This is a genomic window from Allobosea sp. P4_E12, assembly GCF_056401655.1.
Genome location: NZ_JBFUIY010000006.1, coordinates 175,065 through 201,087 on the forward strand (window position 1 = coordinate 175,065; position 26,023 = coordinate 201,087).

26 protein-coding genes and 1 other annotated feature are annotated in these 26,023 nt (G+C 65.4%); of the genes, 10 read left to right on the forward strand and 16 right to left on the reverse strand.

The annotated features are described in order from the left end of the window. Positions 1 to 18: 18 nt before the first annotated feature. Both AC1DW9_RS09745 and AC1DW9_RS09750 read right to left on the reverse strand, forming a co-directional pair. Positions 19 to 870: a sugar phosphate isomerase/epimerase family protein gene (locus tag AC1DW9_RS09745; RefSeq protein ID WP_476775825.1), complete on the reverse strand. Its 852-nt coding sequence runs from the start codon at positions 868 to 870 to the stop codon at positions 19 to 21. Positions 871 to 886: 16 nt separating this feature from the next. Next, positions 887 to 1,612 (reverse strand): GntR family transcriptional regulator, encoded by a 726-nt coding sequence (locus AC1DW9_RS09750; RefSeq protein WP_476775826.1) that lies wholly within the window; start codon positions 1,610 to 1,612, stop codon positions 887 to 889. Between the two features lie 280 nt (positions 1,613 to 1,892). Between AC1DW9_RS09750 and AC1DW9_RS09755 the strand changes: the two genes are divergently transcribed. The 4 genes from AC1DW9_RS09755 to AC1DW9_RS09770 are packed head-to-tail and all read left to right on the forward strand — an operon-like array spanning position 1,893 to position 5,184. Next, positions 1,893 to 2,786 carry a dioxygenase family protein gene (locus AC1DW9_RS09755; protein ID WP_476768300.1) on the forward strand — a complete coding sequence of 298 codons (894 nt, stop codon included), beginning with the start codon at positions 1,893 to 1,895 and terminating at the stop codon, positions 2,784 to 2,786. A 37-nt stretch (positions 2,787 to 2,823) separates the two neighbouring features. After that, positions 2,824 to 3,606, forward strand: coding sequence for a 2-oxo-hept-4-ene-1,7-dioate hydratase (gene hpaH / locus AC1DW9_RS09760; protein WP_476775827.1), 783 nt, complete (start codon positions 2,824 to 2,826; stop codon positions 3,604 to 3,606). Between the two features lie 19 nt (positions 3,607 to 3,625). After that, positions 3,626 to 4,390, forward strand: a complete 765-nt coding sequence (hpaI, locus tag AC1DW9_RS09765; RefSeq protein ID WP_476775828.1) for a 4-hydroxy-2-oxoheptanedioate aldolase — start codon at positions 3,626 to 3,628, stop codon at positions 4,388 to 4,390. A 38-nt stretch (positions 4,391 to 4,428) separates the two neighbouring features. Further along, on the forward strand, positions 4,429 to 5,184 hold the full coding sequence (locus AC1DW9_RS09770; RefSeq protein WP_476775829.1) for a transporter substrate-binding domain-containing protein: 756 nt from the start codon (positions 4,429 to 4,431) through the stop codon (positions 5,182 to 5,184). A gap of 174 nt (positions 5,185 to 5,358) precedes the next feature. Here the strand turns inward: AC1DW9_RS09770 and AC1DW9_RS09775 are convergent, their stop codons facing one another. Beyond that, a complete protein-coding gene (locus AC1DW9_RS09775) occupies positions 5,359 to 5,889 on the reverse strand; it encodes a hypothetical protein (protein WP_476775830.1) in 531 nt (176 codons plus the stop codon). Positions 5,890 to 6,239: 350 nt separating this feature from the next. Between AC1DW9_RS09775 and metG the strand changes: the two genes are divergently transcribed. Further along, on the forward strand, positions 6,240 to 7,922 hold the full coding sequence (gene metG / locus AC1DW9_RS09780) for a methionine--tRNA ligase (protein ID WP_476775831.1): 1,683 nt from the start codon (positions 6,240 to 6,242) through the stop codon (positions 7,920 to 7,922). Between the two features lie 206 nt (positions 7,923 to 8,128). On the opposite strand, the gene AC1DW9_RS09785 is transcribed toward metG, so the two are convergent. Beyond that, the gene (locus AC1DW9_RS09785) at positions 8,129 to 9,469 is read right to left on the reverse strand and encodes a hemolysin family protein (RefSeq protein ID WP_441504576.1); all 1,341 of its coding nucleotides are present in this window, start codon (positions 9,467 to 9,469) and stop codon (positions 8,129 to 8,131) included. A 211-nt stretch (positions 9,470 to 9,680) separates the two neighbouring features. Between AC1DW9_RS09785 and AC1DW9_RS09790 the strand changes: the two genes are divergently transcribed. From AC1DW9_RS09790 to AC1DW9_RS09800, 3 genes are all read left to right on the forward strand, one after another. Next, positions 9,681 to 10,802 (forward strand): 2OG-Fe(II) oxygenase, encoded by a 1,122-nt coding sequence (locus AC1DW9_RS09790; protein WP_441504575.1) that lies wholly within the window; start codon positions 9,681 to 9,683, stop codon positions 10,800 to 10,802. A gap of 278 nt (positions 10,803 to 11,080) precedes the next feature. Further along, positions 11,081 to 12,406 (forward strand): O-antigen ligase family protein, encoded by a 1,326-nt coding sequence (locus AC1DW9_RS09795; protein ID WP_441504574.1) that lies wholly within the window; start codon positions 11,081 to 11,083, stop codon positions 12,404 to 12,406. Between the two features lie 100 nt (positions 12,407 to 12,506). Next, positions 12,507 to 12,562: a sequence feature (sul1 is cis-regulatory element that is thought to sense ions involved in sulfur or methionine metabolism; They are found in Alphaproteobacteria), on the forward strand. A 105-nt stretch (positions 12,563 to 12,667) separates the two neighbouring features. Then, positions 12,668 to 14,143, forward strand: coding sequence for a SulP family inorganic anion transporter (locus AC1DW9_RS09800; RefSeq protein ID WP_476775832.1), 1,476 nt, complete (start codon positions 12,668 to 12,670; stop codon positions 14,141 to 14,143). A 101-nt stretch (positions 14,144 to 14,244) separates the two neighbouring features. Here AC1DW9_RS09800 and arsH read toward each other — a convergent pair whose 3' ends face one another. The 6 genes from arsH to AC1DW9_RS09830 form a co-directional block, all read right to left on the reverse strand. Then, positions 14,245 to 14,943, reverse strand: coding sequence for an arsenical resistance protein ArsH (arsH, locus tag AC1DW9_RS09805; protein ID WP_476775833.1), 699 nt, complete (start codon positions 14,941 to 14,943; stop codon positions 14,245 to 14,247). After that, positions 14,940 to 15,992 carry an ACR3 family arsenite efflux transporter gene (gene arsB / locus AC1DW9_RS09810; protein WP_476775834.1) on the reverse strand — a complete coding sequence of 351 codons (1,053 nt, stop codon included), beginning with the start codon at positions 15,990 to 15,992 and terminating at the stop codon, positions 14,940 to 14,942. Before arsB ends, arsH begins: the two co-directional genes overlap by 4 nt. A 112-nt stretch (positions 15,993 to 16,104) precedes the next feature. Further along, entirely contained in the window at positions 16,105 to 16,530 is a 426-nt protein-coding gene (arsC, locus tag AC1DW9_RS09815; RefSeq protein WP_476775835.1) for an arsenate reductase (glutaredoxin), read from the reverse strand. Next, on the reverse strand, positions 16,508 to 16,879 hold the full coding sequence (locus AC1DW9_RS09820) for an ArsR/SmtB family transcription factor (protein WP_476775836.1): 372 nt from the start codon (positions 16,877 to 16,879) through the stop codon (positions 16,508 to 16,510). Before AC1DW9_RS09820 ends, arsC begins: the two co-directional genes overlap by 23 nt. Before the next feature lie 185 nt (positions 16,880 to 17,064). Beyond that, positions 17,065 to 17,514, reverse strand: coding sequence for a helix-turn-helix domain-containing protein (locus AC1DW9_RS09825; protein WP_476775837.1), 450 nt, complete (start codon positions 17,512 to 17,514; stop codon positions 17,065 to 17,067). A 286-nt stretch (positions 17,515 to 17,800) separates the two neighbouring features. After that, positions 17,801 to 18,742: an N-carbamoyl-D-amino-acid hydrolase gene (locus AC1DW9_RS09830; RefSeq protein WP_441488478.1), complete on the reverse strand. Its 942-nt coding sequence runs from the start codon at positions 18,740 to 18,742 to the stop codon at positions 17,801 to 17,803. A 116-nt stretch (positions 18,743 to 18,858) separates the two neighbouring features. Between AC1DW9_RS09830 and AC1DW9_RS09835 the strand changes: the two genes are divergently transcribed. Continuing rightward, on the forward strand, positions 18,859 to 19,770 hold the full coding sequence (locus AC1DW9_RS09835; RefSeq protein ID WP_476775838.1) for a LysR family transcriptional regulator: 912 nt from the start codon (positions 18,859 to 18,861) through the stop codon (positions 19,768 to 19,770). Positions 19,771 to 20,082: 312 nt separating this feature from the next. Here the strand turns inward: AC1DW9_RS09835 and AC1DW9_RS09840 are convergent, their stop codons facing one another. After that, on the reverse strand, positions 20,083 to 20,490 hold the full coding sequence (locus AC1DW9_RS09840; protein ID WP_441488472.1) for a hypothetical protein: 408 nt from the start codon (positions 20,488 to 20,490) through the stop codon (positions 20,083 to 20,085). A 370-nt stretch (positions 20,491 to 20,860) separates the two neighbouring features. On the opposite strand from AC1DW9_RS09840, the gene AC1DW9_RS09845 reads away from it, so the two are divergent. After that, positions 20,861 to 21,484, forward strand: a complete 624-nt coding sequence (locus AC1DW9_RS09845; protein WP_476775839.1) for a class I SAM-dependent methyltransferase — start codon at positions 20,861 to 20,863, stop codon at positions 21,482 to 21,484. Between the two features lie 160 nt (positions 21,485 to 21,644). On the opposite strand, the gene AC1DW9_RS09850 is transcribed toward AC1DW9_RS09845, so the two are convergent. The 5 genes from AC1DW9_RS09850 to AC1DW9_RS09870 are packed head-to-tail and all read right to left on the reverse strand — an operon-like array spanning position 21,645 to position 26,022. Beyond that, complete coding sequence (locus tag AC1DW9_RS09850; RefSeq protein WP_476775840.1) at positions 21,645 to 22,460, reverse strand: aspartate dehydrogenase; 816 nt, start codon at positions 22,458 to 22,460, stop codon at positions 21,645 to 21,647. 2 nt (positions 22,461 to 22,462) lie between these two features. Next, entirely contained in the window at positions 22,463 to 23,584 is a 1,122-nt protein-coding gene (locus AC1DW9_RS09855; protein ID WP_476775841.1) for an alpha/beta hydrolase, read from the reverse strand. Then, positions 23,571 to 24,272: an ABC transporter ATP-binding protein gene (locus AC1DW9_RS09860; protein ID WP_476775842.1), complete on the reverse strand. Its 702-nt coding sequence runs from the start codon at positions 24,270 to 24,272 to the stop codon at positions 23,571 to 23,573. Before AC1DW9_RS09860 ends, AC1DW9_RS09855 begins: the two co-directional genes overlap by 14 nt. Continuing rightward, positions 24,272 to 25,024, reverse strand: coding sequence for an ABC transporter ATP-binding protein (locus AC1DW9_RS09865; protein WP_441488467.1), 753 nt, complete (start codon positions 25,022 to 25,024; stop codon positions 24,272 to 24,274). Before AC1DW9_RS09865 ends, AC1DW9_RS09860 begins: the two co-directional genes overlap by 1 nt. Then, complete coding sequence (locus AC1DW9_RS09870) at positions 25,021 to 26,022, reverse strand: branched-chain amino acid ABC transporter permease (RefSeq protein WP_476775843.1); 1,002 nt, start codon at positions 26,020 to 26,022, stop codon at positions 25,021 to 25,023. The genes AC1DW9_RS09865 and AC1DW9_RS09870 overlap by 4 nt, the downstream gene beginning before the upstream one ends. Position 26,023 lies beyond the last annotated feature (1 nt).

Genomic DNA, 26,023 nt, shown 5'->3' on the forward strand with positions numbered 1-26,023 from the left:
TTGAAGAACGTCCCGTGCCTACCCCGAAAGCGGCGTCGTCGAAGTCGGCTTGGCGAGCGCATGCGCAGCGATCACCTGCCGTGCCGCCTCGAACACCGCCTTCGCGTGCTCTGCCGCCGGCAGCCCTTGGTTGGGCACCTCGACAGAGAGCGTCACGTCGGCGGGCAGTTCCGCCAGGAGGTCCTGCAGGGGCAGGGAGGCCTCGCCTGGAAGCCTGCGTCCCGCGCGCGCCTCCCTGATGATCTCGTCGAATGTCGTCGGGCGTTCGGCCCCCGCGTCGCAGAGCTGCGCGCTCCTGATGAAATGCGACGGGATCGTTCTCAGGTCGATCGGAAGAGCGCCGCCTCGCGAAAGATGAAGGGCATCGACCAGGACCCCGCCATTTGCCTTGTCGGCCTCCCCTACGATCGCTGCGGCGTCGTAAATGCTGGCGACACGGCGCCATGGCATGTTCTCGATGTCGACGCCCATGCTGAAGCTTGCCGCCACGTCGCACAGAGAGGCGAAGCTGGCGACGAGCCGCCTATGGTCGGGATCGTCGCCGCAGACGCTCAGGCGCCTGGCGCCGAGTTCCGCGGCGCTTTCCAGCATCGGGATCAGCGCGTCCACTGCGAAATTCGCGTCGATGACGACGAATTCGATATCGTAGACGCGCAGGCCGGTCTGGGTCAGCAGAGACCGTATCGACCGCATCTGGGCACTTCCGGGGCGGATCTCGTAGAAGGGCGCGCCAGGAAAGGCCGGATGCAGCCGAAGCCCGACCGCGGAGAAACCGACTTTCGCCGCGAGTGCGACGAAGTCGAGCGGCGGCACATCGATCGTCGTGAAATGCGCGATTCCAAGGGGTGGCTGACCTGATGGCGATGTCACGGGACGCTCCATCGCTTCAGGGCTGCAACTGGCCGGCAAGGCGGGCGTGGAGGTTGGACCCGGTGCGTTGGATATGCTCGCGCAGCTTGGCGCAGGCATAGTCGGCGTCGCGGGCGACAGCGCCCTGGGCGATCTCGCTATGCTCGGCGGCGACGTTGCGGTCCCCGCCTTGGGCCATCAGGAAGATCCGTCGATAACGGTCGTTCAGGTTGTGCAGCATGACGCAGGCGTTCAGCAGCAGCGGCATCCCGCAACCGGCGAGGAGCATCATGTGGAACTCGCGATGCGCGTGCTCCCAGGCTTCCAGTGTTGCCGGCTCGCTGGCGATCCGCTCTGTCCGGTTGAGACGGTGAAGGGCGCGCATCACGTCGCTTTCCCAGGCCAGGTCGCCTTTCGCGATGGCTGAGGAGAGCGCCAGGCTCTCGAACTCGACGCGCAGTTTCGTGATCTCGGCAAGGTTGGACAGCGAGACCGGCGCGACAGTGTATCCGCGGTTGTCGTGCAGCTCGACAAGCCCCACCGCAATCAGGCGGGCAAGCGCTTCGCGAAGGGGACTGAGCGAGACGTCGAGCTGCCGACGGACGGTATCGAGATTGATCTTGGTGCCGGGCGCCAGTTCCCCGGACAGGATCGCCTCGCGGAGGCGATTCACCAGAAGCGACGCCTTGGTGTTCTTTGCCGTCGCTGGAGTGCCTTTCGACGAAAACTCGGCGGGGGGCAGGTCGTCGACAGCGATGTTCATCGTCCCTCCCTTGAACCCGTCGGCGCGAGAGTCGAGGTGGTATGATAATCGATTATCTACGTCAACCGGGCGGCGATCGATACGCCGCGAGTAGATGGGCTGCTTCTCCAGATGTGGTGCGAACTATCTCACAGATGGGCTTATTTCAGAAGGTTCTCGGGAATTACTGCGCTGGAAGGCCTCGCTCAGCGTGTGCGGAGCTGGTGCACGGTGTTCTTCATGCGGCTCTTGATTGACAGATAATCGATTTTGAAGGAGTGGAGATCGCAGGGAGGACGCCATGATCATCGAGAGCCACCAGGATGTGACCCGCGATGCGCTGGCCGTGATGCAGCGCACGAAAGACCCGCGCCAGCGCGAGATCCTGACCTCGCTGGTCAGCCATCTCCACGCCTTTGTCCGTGATGTGCGGCTGAGCGAAGCGGAGTTCCGCGAGGCAACCGCGATCCTCAACGAGATCGGCAAGCTGGCCAGCGATAGCCATAACGAGATGGTGCTCATGGCGGGCTCGCTGGGTGTCTCGTCGCTCGTCTGCCTGCTCAACAACGGCGATGGCGGCAATACCGAAACGTCGCAGTCGCTGTTGGGACCATTCTGGCGCTTGAATGCTCCTCATGTCGAAAATGGCCGCACGATCATCCGCTCCGACACGCCGGGCGATCCGCTGCTCGTCACCGCACGTGTCCTGGACCAGCGCGGTGCACCGATCGTCGAAGCCGAGGTCGATGTCTGGCATGCGTCCCCCGTCGGGCTCTACGAGAACCAGGATCCCGAGCAGGCCGAGATGAACCTGCGCGGCAAATTCACCACCGACAGCGAAGGGCGCTTCTGGTTCTCGACGGTGAAGATGGTGGGCTACCCCATCCCCACCGACGGCGTGGTCGGCCGGCTGCTCGCCGTGCAGGACCGCCATCCCTATCGTCCGGCGCATCTGCATGCGCTGATCGTCAAACCCGGCTTCAAGGTGCTGATCTCGCAGGTCTACGACCCACGCGACCCGCATATCGATTCAGATGTGCAATTCGGCGTCACCAGGGCTCTTGTCGGCGACTTCATCCGCCATGACGAACCCCACCCATCCGACGCCATGGTGCCGGTCCCCTGGTATTCGCTCGACTACACCTACGTCATGGAGCCCGGCGAGACCGTGCTGCCGCGCCCGCCGATCAAGTGACCCGTTCGCGCGACCCGCGCCGCCAAGGAGTGTTCCGATGCTGACCGATACCGAACGCCAGCAGGCGGCCGATGCGTTGCTCCAGGCAGAGCGCACGCTGAAGCCGGTCCCGCAGCTCAGCAGGACCTATCCCGCGATCGAACTCGAGGACGCCTATCGCATCCAGGGCCTGTGGGCAGATGCGCGGATCGCGGGCGGAGCGAGAATGGTGGGCCACAAGATCGGCCTGACCTCGCGCGCCATGCAGATGGCCTCGAAGATCAGCGAGCCGGACTATGGCTGCATCCTTGACGATGCGCTCTTCAACGACGGTGCCCAGATCAAGGCGAGCCTCTTCATCAAGCCGAGGCTTGAAGTCGAACTCGCCTTCATCATGGGCGAGGATCTCGAAGGACCGGGAAAGCGCATCTATGACGTGATGCGCGCGACCGAAATGGTCGTGCCGGCGCTCGAAATCATCGATTACCGTACGGAGGTCCCGCGCGCGATCACCGACACGATTGCCGATAATGCCGCTTTCGGCGCGATCGTGGTCGGCGGCCGACCGGTCCGTCCGATGGATGTCGACATCCGCTGGGTCGGCGCGACGCTGTCGAAGAACGGCATTATCGAGGAATCCGGGGTTTCGGCTGCCATCATGGGCCACCCGGCTGCCGGCATCGCCTGGCTGGTCAACAAGCTCCATGTCGTCGGCGCGGGGCTGAAGAAGGGGCAGATCGTCCTCGCCGGCTCCTTCACGCGGCCAGTCGACATCGCAGCCGGAGACGTCATACAGGTCGATTACGGCCCGCTCGGCGCCATCGGCGTCTCTTTCAACTAAGGTTGCACCTGAGGTTGCCATGGAACTGCCGACGAACACGTTCAAACGCGCCCTGAGCGAGGGCCGGCATCAGCTCGGCCTCTGGTGCAGCCTGCCCGGCGCCTATGCGGCCGAGGCGGTCGCCGGCTCAGGCTTCGACTGGCTGCTGTTCGACACCGAGCATTCGCCGGGCGATCCGCTGACGGTCCTGGCCCAGTTGCAGGCCGTGGCTCCCTATCCGGTCTCGGCAGTGGTCCGCCCCGCGAGCAACGATGCGGTGCTGATCAAGCGGTTCCTCGATTTCGGCGCCCAGACCTTGCTGATCCCCTATGTCCAGAATGCGGAGGAGGCGAAGGCGGCGGTCGCGGCGATGCGTTATCCGCCAGCCGGCATTCGCGGCGTCTCCGGCGTGACGAGGGCAACGCGGTTCGGACGGGTCGCCGACTACGGCAAGCGGGCAGGGGAGGAGCTCTGCCTCCTGGTCCAGATCGAAACCCAGGACGCGCTCGACAATCTCGAGGCGATCGCGGCCGTCGATGGCGTCGATGGCGTGTTCATCGGCCCGGCCGATCTCGCAGCCAGCCTTGGCCATGTCGGCGAGCCCGGACATCCCAGGGTGACCGCACTCATCGAGAAGGCGGTCGGTCGCATTCGCGCTTGCGGCAAGCCCGCAGGCATCCTGACACCCGACACCGCATTCGCGGCGCGCTGCATCGAGCTCGGCACGCTCTTCACGGCGGTCGGCGTCGATGCGGCCATGCTGGTCAAGGCGACGGAAGCCCTGGCAAGGCAGTTCAGGTCGTGATGGCTGGTCAGCATTCGGTGCTGGGATCGGAGGCGAAGATGCGATTGCTGGACCATGTCGGCCCGCCCCCGGAGGACCTGACAGAGCTTCTCGCACCTGGCGGGGTTCTGCGGGCTGCGATCAATCTGTCTAACTTCCTGCTGGTCTCCGACAGGACTCCCGATGGCGGGCCGGTTGGAGTGGCGCCTGACATGGCGCGTGCATTTGCCGATCTCCTGGGAGTGGAGCTGCGCTACGTCACCTATGAATCGCCAGGCCTGATTGCCGATGCCGCCGAGCGGGACGAATGGGACATCGCCCTGATCGGGGCTGAGCCGCAGCGCGCCGCGTTCATCAGCTTCACCCCCGCCTATACCGAGATCGAGGCGAGCTACCTTGTTCCGGACGGTTCGTCGCTGGAACGGATCGATGACGTGGACGCGCCGGGCCGGCGCATCGCCGTCACCGATCGGACGGCCTACGGGCTCTGGCTCGACCGCAACATCGCGCATGCGACGCTGGTCCGGACCAAGACCATCGCTGATGCGGCGTCAGTCTTCCTCGAGCGGAAACTCGATGCCCTTGCGGGCCTGCGGCCCAGATTGGTGACGGACCAGAAGGCGATCCCCGGAACCCGGATCCTGCCAGGCCGCTACATGGCCGTGCAGCAAGCCGTGGGAACACCGACCAGGAACGCCGCAGCGATCGACTATATCAAGCGCTTCGTGGCGACCGCGATTTCGTCCGGCTTGGTTTCGGGGTTGATCGACAAGCATGGGGTCGAGGGTCTCACGGTCGCCCGGGACCAGGGCTGATCCGCGACGGGAGCGCTCCGGGACGGCTGAGCCGTTGTATCGGTGCGCATGACGCCCGATACGCTGCCGCCCCCTAGATCATCGGACCGGATATTGTATCCGGTTCGATGACCTGACCATCTGTGATTGCATCGGCCATTCCGAAAACCGCAATCCACTTTTCGGGCCGATGCTTTAGCGCAAGGCGAAGTGCTGCATGATCAGTTCGGCCGCGCGATCCGGCGCAGTGATCTCCGTATCGATCGCGAGGCAGTTCTCCCGTGGAACCGGGGCTATGGTGTAGCGCGACAGGAATTCGGAGCGGCCCTTGACGGAACTCGTCTTGCGTCGCTGGACCCTGTCGGCATTGCCGACACGCTGTGCGGCCTCTCGTTCCGAGCAATGCAGGAACACGGGAAAGACAGAGCCGCCATTCCGGACCACATCGTCTTCCAACTGATCGAAGAACGGACGGTCCTCCAGCTCGGAATAGCAGAGGGTGACGACCAGACAGGAAATGTCGTTCTCGATCGCGGCCCGCAAGATGGATCCGCGAACCGTGTCTACCAGCTCCCAGAACCCCGGAGCGCCAAAGTCGAAAATGGTTCGCGCGGCGTCGATGGCGGCATGATTGTCCAGCAGTCGCGCCGGCATCGCCGCAAGCAAGGCCTTGGCGACCGTCAGCTTGCCGCTTGCCGGTGCCCCGTGAAGAAAGATCAGGTTCATGGCGGCCATGCTATGGCGGTTCGGGGAAACCGCACATTGGCCATTCGGCTCCCTACCCAATCCCCTCATCGGCATGGCGCTATGCGGCCTCAGGCCTGACCGCGGCCTTGATTTCCCCGCCGATTGCTGGCACCCGTCAGGCAGATCAGACGCGGATTTACAGATGTTCCTTCCCGCCCACGCCACGCGAATGCGCAGGCCCGACCAGCAGGAGATTGGCCGGAGGGGGTGAGCGCGTGCGTATCGCCGCGCGAGTGAGCGTCGGACCCAAGCCCTCCGGTTCTGCGGAGGGCTTTTTTGTTTCATCAGGTCTCGGCGCGTCACCCGTGGAATGACCCCAGGAGGGCATCATGGCGAACGCACTCATCACCAGCGCACTTCCCTATATCAACGGCATCAAGCATCTCGGCAATCTGGCAGGCTCGCTGCTCCCGGCCGACATCCACGCCCGTTACCGACGACAGATCGGCGACCAGGTTCTCTTCATCTGCGCGACCGACGAACATGGAACCCCGGCGGAACTGGCGGCGGCCGAAGCCAGGACCGACGTCGCAGCCTATTGCCATGCGCAGCATGAGATCCAGGCCGGGATCTATCGTCAGCTCGGCCTGTCCTTCGATCATTTCGGCCGCTCGTCCTCGCCGCGCAACCACGCGCTGACCCAGCATTTCTTCCAGTGCCTGGAGCAGAACGGCTTCATCGAGGAGCGGGTGCTCGAACAGGTCTATTCGCCCGCGGACAGGCGCTTCCTCCCGGACCGCTACATCATCGGCACCTGCCCGCATTGCCGTTTCGAAGCCGCGCGGGGCGACCAATGCGAAAGCTGCACCCGTCCGCTCGATCCCGTCGACCTGGTCGCTCCGCGCTCGGCCCTCTCGGGCAGCACTGATCTCGAGGTCAGGCCGAGCCGGCACCTGTTCCTGCGCCAGTCGGCCCTGGTCGGCGAGCTGGAGGCGTGGATCGCAAGCCGGTCCGGATGGCCGCCGCTCGTCACCTCGATCGCGCGCAAATGGCTCAGCGAAGGCATTCAGGACAGGTGCATCACACGGGATCTGTCCTGGGGCGTCCCGGTGCCGAAACCCGGCTTCGAGGGCAAGGTCTTCTATGTCTGGTTCGATGCGCCCATCGCCTATATCGCCGCCACGCAGGAATGGGCCGATCTCGACCCGGAACGGCGCGACTGGCGGCGCTGGTGGTGGAAGGTCGGAGATGTCGACGCCATCCAGTTCCTCGGCAAGGACAATGTGCCCTTCCACGCCGTCAGCTTCCCCTGCACGCTGCTGGGTTCCGGCGAGCCCTGGAAGACCGTCGATGTGATCAAGGGCGTCAACTGGCTCACCTATGAAGGCGGTAAGTTCTCGACCAGCCAGCGCAGGGGCGTGTTCCTCGACCAGGCGCTGGCGTTGCTGCCGGCCGATTACTGGCGCTGGTGGCTGGCCGCGAACGCGCCTGAGAACCATGACACCGACTTCAGTTTCGCGCGCTTCGCGGCCGACGTGAATTCCGACCTGGCCGACACGTTCGGCAATCTCGTCAATCGCGTGCTGAAACTCGTCACGGCCCACCATCAGGGGATCGTCCCGGCGAACGGCGCTCCCGGCTCCGCCGAGCTGGCTCTGTCGGATGAACTTGCGGGACATCTGCATGCGCTTCGCACGCATCATGACCGGCGTGCGCTGCGCAAGGCGGCCGAACAGGTCCGCGCGATCTGGCGGCTCGCCAACGGCTATCTCGCGCGGGAGGCGCCCTGGTCGGCCCGCGCCGCCGATCCGGAGCGGAGCGCCGTGGTGATCAGAACGAGCGTGAACCTCCTTGCGACCGCCGCCGACATCGCCTGGCCGTTCATTCCCGAAAGCGCCAGCCGCGTCCTCGCTGCGCTGGGGCGTGCCGACCAACCCACGACTTGGCCCGATGCCGGCGATATCCTGGCCGACCACCATGGCGGACGGCCGCTCGCGTCGCTGCCGCCTCTCTTCGTCAAGCTCTCGCAGGACTGGGTCGCGCAGAACCGGGCACGGTTCGCTGGCCGCTGACCTCGTCGAGGAGGGCGCCCGATCGGCGGGGGCTGCGAGTACGGCATGGCCGCGAACTGGCTGCGAGCCTCTCCGCCGGTCCGTTGATGAGCCTGCGCCGCGTGTTGATCTTGCCCGCCCCATCGCGACGAGGCGGGCGAGATCATGCCAGAGGCTGACGGCCCCAGAGCCGACGGGCGAAGGGCGCTCTCTGCCGGCGCGGCGCTTCACCCGTGGGCGGAAACCTCCCCTGTGATGCGCTGCGCCAGGAGCTTGTCGATCCGCCTGCCGTCCATGTCGACGATTTCGAACCGCCAGCCTGCATAGTCGAAATGCTCGCCGATCTCGGGGAGGTGCTCGAGCCGGGCCAGGGCGAAACCGGCGATCGTGTGGAAATCCCCTTCCGCCGAGCGCAGTCGGAAGCCAAGCCGATTGAAGGCATCATGCGCCGGCATCATGCCGTCGATCAGCAGCGAACCATCGTCGCGTTCCACGATATCGGGTTCCTCGCCCTCGACATCGGGCAGGTCGCCGGCAATGGCTTCGAGGAGATCGGTCTGGGTGACGATGCCGTCGAGGCCGCCATATTCGTCGATGACGATTGCCAGGCGGACCGGAGCCTTCTTGAAGCGCTCGAGCACGCGGAAGATCGGCGTCGTCTCGTGCACGATGACGGGGTCGCAGATCACGGCCATGGGATCGAGCGCCTTGCCGTCCAGGACCTGGTCGAGAAGGTCCCGCTTCAGGATCATGCCCAGGGGCTCGTCGATGCCACCGCGCCCGACCAGCAACTGCTCATGGCGACATTCGCGTATGGTCCGCAGCATCTCGTCATGAGTGTCGTCGGCGTCGATCCAGGCGACGTCCCGGCGCGGTGTCATGATGTCGGCGATGCGCCGGTCGCCGATGCTGAGCACGCGCTCGACCAACTCCTGCTGCGCCGGCTGGAGGATTCCGGCCTCCTGGCTTGCCTGGACGAGGAGTTTCAATTCTTCCGGCGAATGCAGGGATTCCTCTCCCGTTCCCGGCCGCAGGCCGCACAGGCGCAGCACGAGATTGCCGAGGCCATTCAGCGAGATGATCGCCGGCCGCAGCAGGAACAGGAAGAGACCGAGTGGCCGCACGATCCAGAGCGCCGTTTCTTCGCTGCGCTGAAGGGCAAGGCTCTTGGGAGCGAGTTCGCCGAGAACGATGTGCAGGGCCGTGATGATGACGAAGGAGATCGCGACCGCGATCGCATGGGAGCTGGCCGTCGCCAGTGAGCCGGGCAGGCCGTTCAGGAGCGGCTCGATCAGGTGAGCCAGAGCGGGCTCTCCGATCCAGCCGAGCGCCAGCGAGGAGATGGTGATGCCAAGCTGCGTCGCGGCGAGGTTGGCGTCGAGATTGTCGACGGCGCGCTTGAGGGCGGCGGCATTCATGCGCCCCGCGGTGACAAGCTCGGAAACGCGGCTTCGGCGCACCGCGACCAGCGAAAACTCGGCCGCAACGAAGAAGCCGTTTGCGGCAACGAGAAGCAATACGGCAAGCACTCCGACCAGGTCGAACATGCTGCCATCGGTACTGGACATGGACTCCGTTCCGGCTGCAGAAGCAGCCATGCGTTGTTGATGGTGGAACCAGCCATAGCATAGCGGGGCGCGCGCTGTATGCGGGGTCTAGTCGCTTGCGCGGAGATCAAAGCTCGTCGATCGCTCATCGAAGCGAAGGTGAAGCGCCTGTCATCCTTGCCAATAGTGGGCGATATGCCATTCTCATCCGATAACATCTGGGGAATTGGCCGTGAAATACAGGTCGATGGGCGTCGGCGATCCTGCGCCGTGGTTCGAGCAGCGTTCCACAAGCAACCCGGCCTATAAATTCTCCAGCGCAGCCGGGCGCTATATTGTCCTGTGCTTCTTCGGTTCCGCCGCGCGCGCAAGCACGGTATCCGCGCTCAAGATCCTGTCCGAGCAGCGCGACCTCTTCGACGACGACAAGATCGCCTTCTTCGGCGTCAGCAACGACCCCGATGACGAGCTCAAGCAGCGCGTCAGGCAGCGCATGCCCGGCATCCGCTATTTCTGGGATTTCGATCTGCTGATCAGCAAGGAGTTTGGCGTCGCGCCCATCGAGGCCGAGCCAGGCACGGATACGCCCCTGCGTCGCGCCTGGTATGTGCTCGATCCGACGCTGCGCGTCATGGCGGTCTTTCCCCTCACCCGCGAGGGCGGCGAGCGCCATGAGGTTGCGGCGTTCCTCGCCGCGCTTCCACCGGTCGACGCGTTCCCGGGCTTCCAGGTGCATGCGCCCGTCCTGGTATTGCCCAATGTCTTCGAGCCGGATTTCTGCCGGCAGCTGATCGCCCTGCACGAGGCCGAAGGCGGCAATGAATCCGGCTTCATGCGCGAGAAGGACGGGAAGACCGTCCTGATCTCCGACCATGCCCACAAGCGCCGCTCCGACGTCCTCATCGGCGACACGGAGCTGATCGGGGTCATTCAGGGCAAGATCGGCAAGCGCATCGTTCCCGAGATCAGGAAGGTCCACCAGTTCACGGTGACCCGCATGGAGCGCTATCTCGTGGGCTGTTACGATGCGCAGACCGGCGGGCATTTCGGCGCGCATCGGGACAACACGACCAAGGGCACGGCGCATCGCCGCTTTGCCGTCTCCATCAACCTGAACGCCGATTTCGAGGGCGGCGAGGTCAGCTTTCCCGAATATGGCGCGCGCAGCTTCAAGCCGCCGCCCGGCGGCGCCGTCGTCTTCTCCTGCTCGCTGCTTCATGCCGTCTCGCAGGTGACGCGGGGCAAGCGCTTCGCCTTCCTGCCATTCCTCTATGACGATGCTGCAGCCAGGCTGCGGGAGGACAATCAGGTGTTCATGGAGGCCGGAGGCAGTTATCTCGCCGGGACGAGCTAAGGCATCGGCCCGAAAGCGTAGATTGCGGTTGGGAAAGCCGATGCAATCACGGAAGTCGCAGACCATAGACCCGATACGATATCGGGTCCTATGATCCCAGGCGCAGCGCCCCGCCACGACCGGTGAATTCGGCCGGCCATCAGGCCAGGCCGCAGCCCTGGCCGGCGGCCTATCTGTCTGCGGCTACAGGCTCTTAAGGTTGCATGGCATATGATGCGTGATCGCGCGGCTGCATTAACGCGCGGCCTGCAGAACGGGGCGAGTGTGTCAGGGACAGCATGACGGTCGGCATCGCAGAGACAGGAACCAGCGCGGCCGCCTCCGCGTCAGGCGTCCCGGCCGACGATGCACGGCTCGTTGCCGCGCTGCTCAGCGGCTTTGGCCTGTTCATCATGATCCTGACCTTGCAGCCCTTTGCCGGTGTGCCCGACAGCACGGAGACCGGGGCCTCGACCGGCAATGTCGTCAACCAGATCGGCTATGTCAGCCTCGCCATCGTCTATCTCGGGGCGATGCTGCGGCTGAGCGAGCGGGCAGCTCTCGCACAGCTGCGCAACAGCACGTGGATCATCGTCCTGCTGGTTGCCGCCTTGTCCACCACGCGCGCACCGGACCCGGAAGCCGCGTTGCGCGGATTGCTGCTGACCGCGTTCGCCATGGTCGTCGTGGTCGGTGTCCTGCTCCTGCCCAGGACGGAGCGGGACTTCGCCAGCGCTGCGGCCAATGCCACGCTCGCCGTGCTCCTGCTGGTCTATGCCGTCATCCTGCTTGCCCCGCATCTGGCGATCCATGGCTCTGAGGGCGTCGAGGGCGGCCATGCCGGCGACTGGCGCGGCCATCTCTCGCACAAGAACTTCGCTGCGCCGGTGTTCTCGATCCTCATCATGTTCGGCATCTATTGCTGGCGCATGGGGTTCAAACTGCGCGGCCTGCTGATCATCGGTCTCGGTGCGATCTTCGTGCTGAACAGCGGTTCGAAGACGACGATGGGCTTCCTGCCGGTGGCGGTCGGCCTCGTTCTGCTCGGCCGCGCCATGGCCGGGCCTCGCCTGATGCTGTTGACCCATGCCGTGCTGGTGCTGCTGGTCGCCGCGCTCACGGTCGGCACCGTGTTGTCGCCGACATTGCTCAGGATCTCGTCTGCCCTGATCTCAGACCCCACCTTCACCGGCCGCGACGAGATCTGGCGCTTTGCCAGCGTCCATATCGGCGAGAAGCCCTGGTTCGGCTATGGCTATTTCGGCTTCTGGCAGACGCCCGTGGTCTCGACGCTGGAGGAGAATTTCGAGGCGAGCTGGGACGTTCGCGGCATCGGGTCCGCCCATAACAGCTATCTCGATGCGATGGTGATGTTCGGAATTCCGGGCGCGATCGTGATGGCCTGGTGCCTGATGATCCTGCCTCTCAGGAACTATCTCCGCGCCGACCGGGTCGCGGCGAGTCGGAACCTGGCCGACCTCTTCCTGATGATCGTCATCTTCATGACCTATGTCGGCATGCTGGAATCGTTCTTCCTCAATCGCGCCGACCCGCTCTGGATGCTGTTTGCCCTGGCCGTGTCCGGCCTCGAATTTGCCGCCCGCATGGCGACCAGGCGGGTCTGAGGGCGGCCTTCCGCATTTCAGTGCCCGCGCCGTCACGCGCATGGTCGGCGCCAACTGGGTTGCGCCGCAGCGAAAACTGCGACAGAGCTGGGTTCACTAGTCAGGACCCGGTGAAATCCCGGGTGGCTCTTCCGGCCGCCGATCCGCCGGACAACGCAACGACGGAACGATGAACGCCCCGGCCCGGTCCGGAGCTGTCCGTATGTGCGCGCCTCGCCTGCCTGTTGCTCGCGGCGGGGCCATGAAGGCTTCACTCTCCCCATGGCAATCTCTCATCTGCGCAGCGAATGGGCGCCCAACGTCACGCGCGAAATCCTGGCCGGCACGGTCGTCGCGCTGGCCCTGATCCCTGAGGCGATCGCATTCTCGATCATCGCCGGGGTCGATCCCAAGGTCGGGCTCTACGCCTCCTTCTGCATCGCCGTCGTCACCGCCATCGCGGGCGGGCGGCCGGCGATGATTTCGGCCGCCACCGGCGCCATGGCGCTCGTCATGATCACGCTCGTCAGGGAACACGGGCTTGGCTACCTGTTCGCCGCGACGGTCCTGACGGGCATCTTTCAGATCGTGGCCGGCATCCTCAGGCTCGGCAACCTGATGCGGTTCGTCTCGCGCTCCGTCGTCACCGGTTTCGTCAACGCGCTCGCGATCCTGATCTTCATGGCGCAGATGCCGGAACTGCTCGGACGCGGACCCGTCGTCTACGCCATGACCGCCGCCGGGCTCGCCATCATCTATCTGCTGCCACGGCTTACCAAGGCGGTGCCGTCGCCGCTGGTCGCCATCGTCCTGCTCACCGCGGTGTCGCTGTCTTTCGGCCTCGATATCCGCACGGTCGGCGACATGGGCGCGCTGCCCGGCGAATTGCCCGCCTTCGCTATCCCGCAGGTGCCGTTCTCCCTCGAGACGCTCAGGATCATCACGCCCTATGCGTTGACGCTGGCCATGGTTGGACTCCTGGAAAGCCTGATGACCGCGGCGATTCTCGACGAGATGACCGACACCACGTCGGACAAGAACCGGGAATGCGCCGGCCAGGGCGCAGCCAACATCGTCGCCGGGTTCTTCGGTGGCATGGCCGGCTGCGCGATGATCGGCCAATCCGTGATCAATGTCTCGTCGGGCGGCCGCGGCCGCCTCTCGAGCCTGTGGGCGGGCAGCTTCCTGCTGTTCCTGATCGTCGTGCTCGGCCCCTCTGTCGCCCGGATCCCGATGGCGGCGCTGGTCGCCGTCATGATCATGGTCTCGATCAACACCTTCCAGTGGCGCTCGTTGCAGACCTTGCTGATCCACCCGAAGAGCTCCAGCGTCGTGATGCTGGGCACGGTCGCGGTGGTGGTCGCAACGCATGATCTGGCGAAGGGCGTGCTGTTCGGCGTCATCCTCAGCGGGCTGTTCTTCGCCCACAAGGTCACGCGCTTCTTCGCGGTTAGATCCGAGCGCGAGGGTGACACGCGCGTCTACCGCGTCACCGGGCAGATCTTCTTCGCGACCGCCGAAGCCTTCCATGCGGCCTTCGATTTCCGCGAGGAGGAGGTGAAGCAGGTCGTGATCGATCTTGGCGCAGCCCATTTCTGGGACATCACCGCGATCAACGCGTTGGACCGCGTGGTGCTCAAGTTCCGGAACCGGGGCATCGCCGTCGAGACCGTCGGCGTCAACCAGGCGACCGCGGCGATGATCGAGCGCCTCGCCGTCCACGACAAAGCAGACGGAAGGCTCGCTTCGGGGCATTGAAACGGGGGTGCCGGCCGCGGCGATGTCAGTCGCAGCCTGGTTCTGCGCCCGTCGCGTGGGCCTGACAGGTTTCGCTTTGCTCCCGCGCGCGCCGTGTTGACTTAGATCGCGCCGACCGGAATCGCCTCGGCGGCGATCTTCCTCTCGCTATAGCGCGTGGTGAGATAGGCGGAGCGGTCGCGCGTCAGCAGCGTGAAGCGGACGAGTTCCTCCATCACGTCGACGACGCGATCGTAATAGGCGGAGGGCTTCATGCGGCCCGCCTCGTCGAACTCCTGAAAGGCCTTTGCGACGGAGGACTGGTTCGGGATGGTCACCATTCGCATCCAGCGCCCCAGCACGCGCAATGTGTTGACGGCGTTGAACGACTGCGAGCCACCCGAGACCTGCATCACCGCCAGCGTTCGGCCTTGGGTCGGGCGCATCGAGCCAAGCTCCAGCGGTATCCAGTCGATCTGGTTCTTGAAGACGCCGGTGATCGTGCCGTGACGCTCCGGGCTGCGCCAGACTTGCCCCTCCGACCATAGCGCCAGATCCCGCAACTCCTGAACCTTCGGGTGGTCCGGTGGGACGCTGTCCGGCATCGGCAGGCCGGCAGGGTCGAAGACCTGCGTTTCGGCCCCGAGATGCTTGAGGATACGCTCTGCTTCGAGCGTCAGCAGCCGGCTGTAGGAGCGCGTCCGAAGCGAGCCGTAGAGCAGAAGGATGCGCGGTGGATGCGTGGCGCGCCGGGCGGGCTCGAGCTGGGTGAGATCGGGAGCGACCAGACGGTCGAGGTCGATATTCGGAAGATCGGTCATGACGTTGCCTTTGCAGGATTGCGCGGGCTTCCCCGCTCGTACCAGCCCCTGGAACGGTTCACGATCCAGACGACCGACAGCATGACCGGGACTTCGATCAGCACGCCAACCACCGTGGCGAGGGCGGCGCCGGAGTTGAAACCGAACAGGCTGATGGCGGCTGCAACCGCGAGCTCGAAGAAGTTCGAGGCTCCGATCAGGGCGGAGGGACCAGCGACGCAGTGTTCTTCGCCGGCCGCACGGTTGAGGAGATAGGCCAGTCCCGCATTGAAATAGACCTGGATCAGGATCGGGATGGCCAGGATCGCGATGATCGACGGCTGGGCCAGGATCTGCGCGCCCTGGAACCCGAACAGCATCACGAGCGTCGCAAGCAGGGCCACCAGCGACACAGGCGACAGGGCGGCGAGAAGGCGATGCAGCGCTTCGTCACCGCCGGAGGCGAGCAGGCTCCTGCGGATGACCTGGGCGACGATGACGGGAACCAGGATGTAGAGCGCGACCGACAATGTCAGCGTGCCCCAGGGAACGGTGATGGCCGACAGGCCAAGCAACAGGCCGACGATCGGGGCGAAGGCGACGATCATGATCGCGTCGTTCAACGCGACCTGGCTCAGGGTGAAATGCGGTTCTCCCTTGATCAGGTTGGACCAGACGAAGACCATTGCCGTGCAAGGCGCCCCCGCCAGGATGATCAGACCGGCGATATAGGAATCGACCTGGTCGGCGGGCAGGTGAGGGCGAAACAGCCAGCCGATGAAGAACCAGCCCAACAGGGCCATCGAGAACGGCTTCACGGCCCAGTTCACGAAGAGCGTGACGCCGATCCCGCGCCAGTGCTGGCCGACCTGGCGCAAGGCGGCGAAGTCGATCTTCAGCAGCATCGGGATGACCATCAGCCAGATCAGGACTGCCATCGGCAGGTTGACCCTCGCGATCTCGGCGCTTCCGATCGTTTGAAAGGCGCTCGGGAACAGCTGGCCGAGTGCAACGCCGGCAAGAATGCACAGAGCCACCCACAGCGTCAGGTAGCGTTCGAACGTGGACATGCGATTTTCCCAAGGCATCGGCCCGAAAAGTGGATTGCGGTTTTCGGGGCAAAGCCGATGCGAACCCAGAGAGTTAGATCATCGGGCCGGACACGATTTCGGGTCCGATGATCTAGCCGCTCGCGACGCGGCGGCCGGCTTCATCGACGATGCGCTCGCCGTCCTCCTTGACGAACGGACCGCGCTGCGGCGGCAGCAGGTCAATCACCTCTTCCGAGGGGCGGCACAGCCTCACGCCGTTCGGTGTCACCACGATCGGCCGGTTGAGCAGGATCGGGTGCTTCTCGATTGCGTCGAGCAAGGCGTCGTCGCCCAGGGACTGGTCTGCAAGGCCGAGTTCGGCGAATGGCGTCCCCTTCTCGCGCAGGACCTGCCGGATCGTGAGACCCATCCGCGCAACCAGGTCCACGATCATCGCCCGGGACGGTGGCATCTTCAGGTAGTCGATGACGTGAGGTTCGACGCCGGCGTTCCTGATCAGGGCAAGTGTATTCCGCGAGGTTCCGCAATCGGGATTATGGTAGATGATGACGTCCATCGGCGGGGACCTTCGGTGGGCAGCAGGGAACGAGTTCGTCGATGAGCGGCTGGCACAGGTCTGCCCGCCCGCCGCAGCAATCCTTCAGCAGGAAGGCGATCACCGCGCGAAAGCCGTCGAGATCGGCGCGATAGATGATCGAGCGGCTCTGCCGCTCGCCCGCGATCAGTCCTGAGCGCGACAGGATGGCGAGATGAGCCGACATCGTGTTCTGCGGAACATCCAGCAGCCGCGCGAGCTCGCCGGCGGGAACGCCTTCGGGCTCGCGGTTCACCAGAAGCTTGAAGGTGTCGAGGCGCGTGGGCTGTGCCAGTGCAGCCATGGCAAGAATGGCTTGTGAATTATCCATATATCCGAGTTAATGGATATTATGGATCTTGGCAAGAGCCTCTGCTTTCTTGAATGCCACCCTCTGTGTTTCCGGCCGTGCCGAACGCGTCACTTGGGCAAGAGGTGGGGGGCGACGTCGTAACCGTCGCCGAACGCCAGGGGCTCGCCTCTTCCGCCGCCGCAGCTGCGCCGCGACAAAACGATTCAGTCGCAGCCCGGCCCAGCGCCCATGGCGCGACCCGGCTCGGCTTCACACGCTTCCTCGGCGTCGCCCATCGCTTCGGTGAGGGCGACGATCCGGCGGCGTGTCTTGAAGTTCCTGATCGAAGCGAAGGCTTTGGCCAGACGGATGCCGTCGCGGGTGGCGAGCAGGTCAGCGACCTCAGGGGGCGGGGCTTCCGGCGCTGAATCTGCGGCTGGAGTCGAGATCGCCGGCGCCCCATCGAAAAAATGGGAAACGGGGACCTGAAAGATATTGGCGATATGCTGGAGCCGGCTCGCACTGATCCGGTTCACGCCCTTTTCGTATTTCTGGATCTGCTGAAACGTGATCCCCAGCAACTCGGCAAGCTTCGTCTGGCTGTAGCCGGTCAGGCGGCGCATTCTTCGCAGGCGAATGCCGACATACTCATCGACCCGGTTTGGTTCCTTCACCTGTGCCGCCCCTGACTTTCGGACTGTCGAAAAGGGACTATAGGCCCCTCAATCCGTTCTTGTCCGCCTCGGTCGAAAAGTCAGCCGACCAACGTCGCACCAATTGACGCGGGGAAGGCGAGGCGCTCTTGCGCGGCCGGCGCGCGCCGGTTTCCCCGATGCGGATCGCCCGGGCGGAGCACACCTGGATGATCGGACCGGATATCGTACCGGGTCCGATCATCTGAGCGTTCCGTGTTCGCATCGGCTTTCCCGAAAGCCGCGATCCACTTGTCCTGCCGATGCCTTAGTCGGTGGTGCCGAGTGGCGCGCCGACGCCGATCCGCGAGGTGATCAGGTCATAATGTTCGACGCGGCGATGAGCGGCGAAGTTGAACATCGTCTCCTTGCCGAAGCGCGTGGCATCGAGATCGCAGGCATGGATCAAGAGCCCGTCCTCGTCATGGTCGAGTTCACCGACGATCTTGCCGCTGGGATCGGCGATCAGCGTGCCGCCGAAGAGCGGGAAGCCGTCCTCGACGCCGGCCTTGGCGACCGCCACGACCCAGGTCGAGTTGTGATAGGCGCCGGCCTGCACCGACAGGCGGTGATGGAACAGGCGGTCGGCCAGCGTCTCGGTCTTGGAATGGCCGTTGGTGGTCGGCGTGTTATAACCGAGCACGACCATCTCGACGCCCTGCAACCCCATGACGCGATAGGTCTCGGGCCAGCGCCGGTCGTTGCAGATCGCCATGCCGACCAGCCCGTTCTCGAAGCGCCAGACCGGGAAGCCGCGGTCGCCAGGCTCGAAATAGCGCTTTTCGAGATGCTGGTGCGCGCGGGTCGGGTCGCGTTCGGCATGGCCGGGCAAATGCACCTTGCGGTACTTGCCGATGATCTGGCCGGTCCTGTCGACCAGGATCGAGCTGTTGAAATGCCGTCCCTCCGGCGTCAGCTCGGCATAACCGAAGCTCATGGCGATGCCGAGCGCGCGCGCCGTGTCGAAGAGCGGCTGCGTGTCGGGGCCGGGCATCGCGGTTTCGAACCACTGGTCGGCCTCGACACGGTCCTCGCAATACCAGCGCGGGAAGAAGGTCGTCAGGGCGAGTTCCGGATAGATGACGAAATCGGCGCCGCGGGCCTTTGCCTGCTGCATCAGCGCGATCATCCGGCGCACGACCGATGCGCGATCATCGGCGCGGTGGATGGGACCGAGCTGAGCCGCTGCAACGGTAAGAAGGCGGGACATCGAAAGAGACTCCTTGGGCTGTGAAGGCCAGTTCAAACTGGCCGCAATCTAGCCGGGCGCCACCAAAACAAGTATATACCATTTCTCTACTGACCTATAAGGGGAGGTTATGTGCCATGGCGATGAATCTTCGGCAGATCGAGATGTTCCGCGCGGTCATGGTGACAGGCTCGATCAGCGGCGCGGCGCGCCTGCTCTCGGTCTCCCAGCCGGCGATCAGCCGGCTCCTGTCCTATACGGAGGATCGACTCGGCCTGACGCTGTTCGAGCGCGTCAAGGGCCGTGTCCAGCCGACGCCCGAGGCGCGGCAGCTCTTCGCCGAGGCTGAGCTCGTCCATCAGGGCGTGACCCGGGTCAACGACATGGCGGAGGAGCTGCGCCGCGGCAGCGCGGGGTCGATCCGGCTGCTGGCAAGCCCTAGCGTCGGCCACATGCTGGTGCCGAAGGCGATCGGCCGCTTCCGCCAGTCGCATCCCGATGTGCGTGTCGATTTCGAGATCCTCACGTTGGCCGAACTGATCGCGCGCATCGCCAGCCATCGCGCCGATCTCGCCGTCACCTCCATGGCCGTCGAGGATCCGAGCGTGAAAGCCACGCAGATCGCCGAGGGACGCCTGCGCGTGATCTTCCCCGAAGGCCATCCGCTCGGCAGCAAGCGCGTGCTGAAGCCGGCCGATCTCGTGCCCTATCCGATGATCGGGTATGGCTCGCAGACGCCCTATGGCATGGTCGTCAATCGCGCTCTTGGCGCCACGCCAAAGCCCATCCGCTTCAACGCGCAGGTACGCTTCACGCCGAATGCCTGCTCGCTGGTTCAGGCCGGCGGCGGCATCGCGATCGTCGACGACTTCGTGCTGGTCGACAATGCCTGGCCGAATATCCGCTCCCGCCCGCTGGTGCCGAAGACGACGACGCGGCCGCATCTGCTCTCCTCGCGGGTCGAGCCGCTGTCGCGTATCGCACGCAGCTTCGTGCAAGGTCTGATGGAGTTGGTACCCCCGGCGACCGAGCCAGCCTTGCCGGATTGAGTGAGGGGCGGGCGCCGCGCGCGGCCTCCATAACCATATATTATGAACTGAAACAAAATTGGTATGTGTTTTGAGCTGGCGCGCGAGGCGGAAGCGGCGAACGCGCCCATGAAACTGCTGGCCGAGAAGCTGCAGGATGCGGTCGCGAGTTTCTGCGTCGGCCTCGCCCGGCAGCCCTACCAGGTCGAGCGCTACGGCGCGCCGCTGCGCTGAGGCACGGCTCCGTTCGGCATTCGGCCGTCGAACGGAGATCCCCTTCGCCGACGCGACCGACCGGCCGGCTTCGCTGATGGCCGGTCGTCGGCGACGGCCTCACCAATAGGCCCGGTAGACCGTACGGGGATAATAGTGCGGGCCGTAATAAGCCCGGTTCCAGCCGTAATAGCGCGGGGCGTAATAGACGGGCCGCGCATAGTAATAGCCCGGGCGATAATAGACCCGCGGGCCATAATAGGAATAGGCGGGATAGCCATATCCGTAGCCATAGGCCGGATAACCGTATCCATAGGCATAGGCGGGCGTCGTTGCTGCGGCGACCAGGCCTCCGAGAAGCGCCCCGCCGACCAGCCCGGCCGCGACAGCGCCGCCGCCCCAGCCATAGTTGCGATAATACCCGCCGTGATAGCCCCAGCCGCCCCCGCGCCAATATTGCGCGTCGGCGGTTCCGACACTGCCGGTCATGATCAAAGCGGCAGTGGCGAGCGTTGCGAGTTTCCTCATGACACCCTCCCACCTCTTGCTGTGACGCAAGCGAGGCCAACCGACGCCATGTCGCTTCCGCTATCCCCGGGCAGAAGTGCCGTCGTGGGCCGGTGCTTTCGCGCCAACCGTCTCCGATAATGCCGAATTTACACGCGTTTCCGGCGGGATGCAGCAGCCTTGATGCCGCGCGTTTGCGACAATGCTCCGGTGCGCGTCGGAGGAGGCGGACCTGATGACCGGCATAGGCTGTTGCCAGAGTTCTGGGCGCCAGCGCCCGGGCCCGCTTGGGCAGGGAAGAGTCTGAGGATTTGCTGAAGCTCTGAGGGGATGCTTGGGGTTGCAGACATCGCGGCTCGACGCATGTGCGGTCGTCTGCAACTGTTCCGGCATGGCTAGCGATCCCAAATACCTTGTCGCTGCAAGTTATGACGACGTTGCAGACGCATATCTCGAACGGTTCGGGGTATCTGCTGTTCGTCAGAAATGGCTCGGCCGTCTTGTCGACAGCCCGCCAGCCGATGGCGGCCGGGTCCTCGATCTCGGCTGCGGTGCGGGCATCCCCGTGGCGCGGGATCTTGCGGCATTGGGACATGCCGTCATCGGTGTCGACGCATCGGCACAACAGATCCTCAGGGCTCGAAAGCAGGTCCCGCTGGCGACGTTCATCCAGGCGGATATGTGCGACGTGGCGCTTGAAGCCGGTTCCTTCGACGCGGTCGGCGCCTTCTATTCCATCACGCATGTCCCCTCTGTCCAGCAAGGACCATTGATCCTGAAGATTGCGAGATTGCTGAAGCCGGGCGGTGTCTTTGTCGGAAGCTTTGGAACAGGTGTTTCCGGCGAGTGGACCGGTGAATGGCTGGGAACCACGATGTTCTTCGGTCACAACGGCGAAGCGGAAACACTGAAATATCTATCCGATGGCGGATTGCTCGTCCGCAAATCGTCGATCGAACAGCAGGACAACGAGGAGGCCTCCTTTCTGTGGATCGAGGCCGCAAAGGAGACCTGACCGCTTTTGCTCAATCGGGTATTTGCGCCCGCGGCCCGGGAGGATCGCGGGAACCAATGAACGTCCGCCAGCATCTATTGCAGAACTCGCGGGAGCATCGCGATTGCTGCCGATCGCCGCATGGACCCGGCTCGGAGCGCTGCTTTGCGTCTCCCGCCGGTCAGATGGCCAACGGGTTCACCGCGGCTCCGATCAATCGGACCAGCGAGAGAGCCGTCATCTCCGATGATTTCGGATTGGCGGCAAGGGCGCGGTTCTCGATTGCGATCTCGAGCCGGCCGAACGCCCCGCTCGCGGCAAGGCGATGGCTGTTTGCCTCCGCTCCGGGATCGGCGACGAGCTGGATGCGGGTCCGGTCGAGCCCGATGCCGGCCAGCGCGCTGATCACCGCGACATTGGCGTTCTGCGGGAACAGCGACGCCGCCTCGCGCGCGGTTCCGCAGAAGAAGGTCAAGGGCGCCGAAAGCGCGTCGAGCGACGCCATCGCCTCGGCCGCCGTGCCGCGCCAGGCCGCGGGCGGCTTGACGATGGTATGGGTGACCTCGTCCAGCGGAAGCGCGGCGGCGGCCGCCAAGGCATCGATCCCCCCGAGCGCGCCCGCCGGAATCAGGAGCCGGCTGCCATTGGTCTCGGCCACCTCCAGGAGCCTGCCGAGCAGTGCGTCGTCGCAAAGGGCGCTGGTCGAGGCCACGGCGAAGGCCGGGGCGTGGCGCAGCGCTGCCGCGCCCCATCCGGCCACAGCCTCGCGCCCGGCGGCTTCGACGACGAGGTCGAGCCCGAGATCGGCGAGCTGCCCCGGATCCGTGATCGGCGCCGCGCCCGTCGGCAGGTCGGGCGCGCTCGACAGATCGCGAAGGCCGATGGCCGCGACAGTGACGCGGGAGCCCAGGCGCTGCGCCAGCAACCCGGCGACGCGGCGGCTGATCGCCCCCCAGCCGATCAGGGCGATCCGAAGAGGCTTGCGCGGGTGCGACATGGTCAAGCGGCCGCCGTGTTGCGAGCGAGTTCGAGCAGCTTGCCACCGTTCAGGCCGTCGAGGAGGCTGAAATGATGTCCCGCGCAAAGGACCGGCGGTCCGGCCCGCCAGGCGGTGGCAAGTGCGGCTGACTGGGCCTTGAAGGCATCGCTTTCCGCTTCGCCAACGGCGAAGGCGAGGCGTGCGGAGGGGCAGGGCCGGCCGTGCAGGCTCAGGCGTTCGGCCCGGGCCGGGTCGTCGAGGCCAAGCAGGCGCCCGAGCGGGAGATGGCCGAGCGGTGTCAGGTCGAAGAGACCCGAGAGCAAGAGCCCGGAGGCGATGGGCGGGGCATCCGACGCAACCAGCGCCATGGCGGCGAGGTGGCCGCCGGCGGAATGCCCCGCGAGATGCAGCCGCGCGGCGTCGATGCCGAGCGCCTCGGCTTCCCCGACCAGGAAGTTCAGGGCAGCGACGATCTGCTCCGCGCTCCGCTCCAGCGGGGTCTCGGGCGCAAGCCCGTAATTCGGCATGGCGACGGCGAAGCCGGCCGCCAGCATGCCCTGTGCGAACTGCGCGTGCTGGACCTTGTCGGAGGCCTGCCAGTAGCCGCCATGGACGAAGACCCAGAGCGGCGGGCGCGGGACGCCCCGTGGCAGGTAGAGGTCGAGCGTCTCGAAACGCCCCGGCCCATAGGCCAGGTCGCGGCCGCGGTGATGAGCGCGGAAGGCTTCGCCGTCGCGGCTCCATTGCCGGAACAGCGCCTTCATGTCGGCCTGCAGGCGCGGACTGTACTGGCGGGCGAGCTGCGGCAGCGTGTGGCCTTGAACGAGCCTCTCCGGTGGTGGTGTCGGCTCGGAGTGCCGCGCGCGGATCGCCAGGCCGGGCTCCGCTCTCGGCTGCAGCCGGATCGGCGGGCGGAAGCCGGCGAAGACCTCGCGATAGGCGAGCTCGACCTCATGGCGCGAGAGATGGAAGGCCGCCGGCTCGCTTGTCTCCCATGTCATCGAGAGCAGATGCTGCGGCCCGCAGCCGGCTGCGACCAGCCCGTCGAGGATCGTCGCGAGCGCATCGCGCAGCGCCTCGACCGGATCGGTCAGGGATGTCGTCGCGACGAGCTCTGCCGCGACTATGTCAGACGCCGACATAGCGATGGACCATTTCTGCCTGCGCTGCGAGATCGACACTGCTGCCGGACCAGACGGTGCGGCCCTTTTCGAGGATGTAGTGGCGATCGGCGATGCGCTTGAGGACGTTGATGTTCTTGTCGATCAGCAGGATGGACTGGCCCTGCGCCTTGAGCACCTCGATGCAGGACCAGATCTCGGCGCGGATCACCGGCGCGAGCCCCTCGGTCGCCTCGTCGAGGATCAGGAGCTTCGGATTGGTCATCAGCGCCCGGCCGACTGCGAGCATCTGCTGTTCGCCGCCTGACAGGGTCCGCGCCGATTGCCCGGCGCGCTCCTCAAGGCGCGGGAACAGGCGATAGACCCGTTCGAGCGTCCAGGGCTGTGCACGCTTCAGCCGGTTCGATGCGGTGGCGACGAGGTTTTCACGCACGCTCAGCGTAGGAAAGACCTGCCGGCCTTCCGGCACCAGGCCGATGCCGCAGCGGGCGATCTTCTCCGGCGGACTGCCCGATACGGCGCGGCCCCCGAACCGGACTTCGCCGGCCTTCGGCGGGAGCAGGCCCATGATCGAGCGCACGGTGGTGGTCTTGCCCATGCCGTTGCGGCCGAGCAATGTCACGACCTCGCCCTCCGCGATGTCGAGCGCCACGTCGAAGAGGACCTGGCTGGCGCCATAGGCCGATTGCAGGTTGCGTACGCTCAGCATCAGGCGTCTCCCTCGCCGAGATAGGCGATGCGGACATCCGGGTTGTCGCGAATTTCGGCGGCCGTCCCGGTCGCGATCACGCGGCCATAGACAAGCACGGAGATCCGGTCCGCCAGCGCGAAGACCGCGTCCATGTCGTGTTCGACGAGCAGCAGGGTGACGCGCCCCTTCAGGGCCCGGAGCATCGCGACCATCTGTTCGCTCTCGGCATGGCCGAGGCCGGCCATTGGTTCGTCGAGCAGGAGAAGGCGCGGTTCGCAGGCGAGCGCCACCGCGAATTCGAGCTGTTTCTGCTCGCCATGGGAGAGATCGGCGACTCTCACCTCGGCGCGCGCCGCCAAGCCGGCCGCCGCCAGATGCTGCCGTGCCCTGGCGCGCAGCGCCTCGTCGCGACGGGCATTGGCGAAGAAGCGAAAGCTGTGCCCTTCATGGGCCTGCACGGCCAGCGCGACATTGTCGAGCATGGTGTAGTCCGGCAGCAGATGGGTGATCTGGAAGGTGCGGGCGAGGCCGCGACGGACGCGCTGCGGCGTCGGCAGCCGGCCGATATCCTCGCCGTCCAGGCGGATCTCGCCCTCGTCATGGGAGAGCTCGCCGAAGAGCTGGGTGATCAGCGTGGTCTTGCCCGCGCCGTTCGGGCCGATCAGGGCGTGGACCTCGCCTTCGACCACGTCGAGATCGACCTTGTCGGTGGCTACGAGTCCGCCAAAACGCTTCTGCAGGTTGCGGACGGAAAGCAGGGGCTGCGTCATCTCCCGACCCTTCCGACGCGGTTGAAGAGCGCGCTGAGCCCGCCCTGCGTGAACAGGACGACGAACAGCAGGACAGGCCCGAGGATGAGCTGCCAGTGCTCGGTCCAGGCGGTGAGCACGGTTTCCAGGATGACGAGCGCAGCCGCGCCGAACAGCGGGCCAAGGACCGTGCCGACACCGCCGAGGATGACCATGATCATCAGCTCGCCCGACTTGGTCCAGTGCAGCATGTCGGGGCTGACGAAGCGCAGGTAATTGGCCATCAGCGCCCCGGCGAGCCCGGCCCCCATGCCGGAGACGACGAAGGCGGTGAGCTTGTAGGAATAGGGCGCGACGCCGATCGCCGCCATGCGGCGCTCGCTCTGCCGGATGCCGATCAGGACCATGCCGAAGCGTGATCCGACGATCCGCGAAAGCGCGCCGAAGACCAGTGCGGCCGCCGCCAGGCAGATGAAGTAGAACACCGTGTCGTTGCGGGTATCGAGGTCGAACAGGACATTGCGGCGGCGGATGATCAGCCCGTCATCGCCGCCATAGGCCTTGATCGAGACGAACAGGAAGAACAGCATCTGCGCGAAGGCGAGCGTGATCATGATGAATTGCACGCCGCTCGTGCGCAGGCAGAGTGCGCCGATGCAGAGGGCGAGGATGCCCGCGACAAGCATCGCGGCGGGAAGGGTGATCAGGAGCTGGTTCGTTCCCGGCAGCAGGCCGAAGAGCAATGTGTCGCCGACGAAGCCCTGGTAGAGGATGCCGACGACATAGCCGCCGATGCCGAAGAAGGCGGCATGGCCGAAGCTCACCATCCCGCCGAAGCCCAGGGCGAGATTGAGGCTGGCGGCGGCAATCGCGTAGATCAGCACGCGGGTCGCCAGGGGCACGAGCGAGGGCTGGCCGATGGCCTGCAGGACGAAGGGCAGGGCGCCGAGCGCCAGGCCAATCGCGGCAGCGGTCAGGAGCCGGCCACGGGCCGGCGCCCGGGCGATAGGACTGGTCATG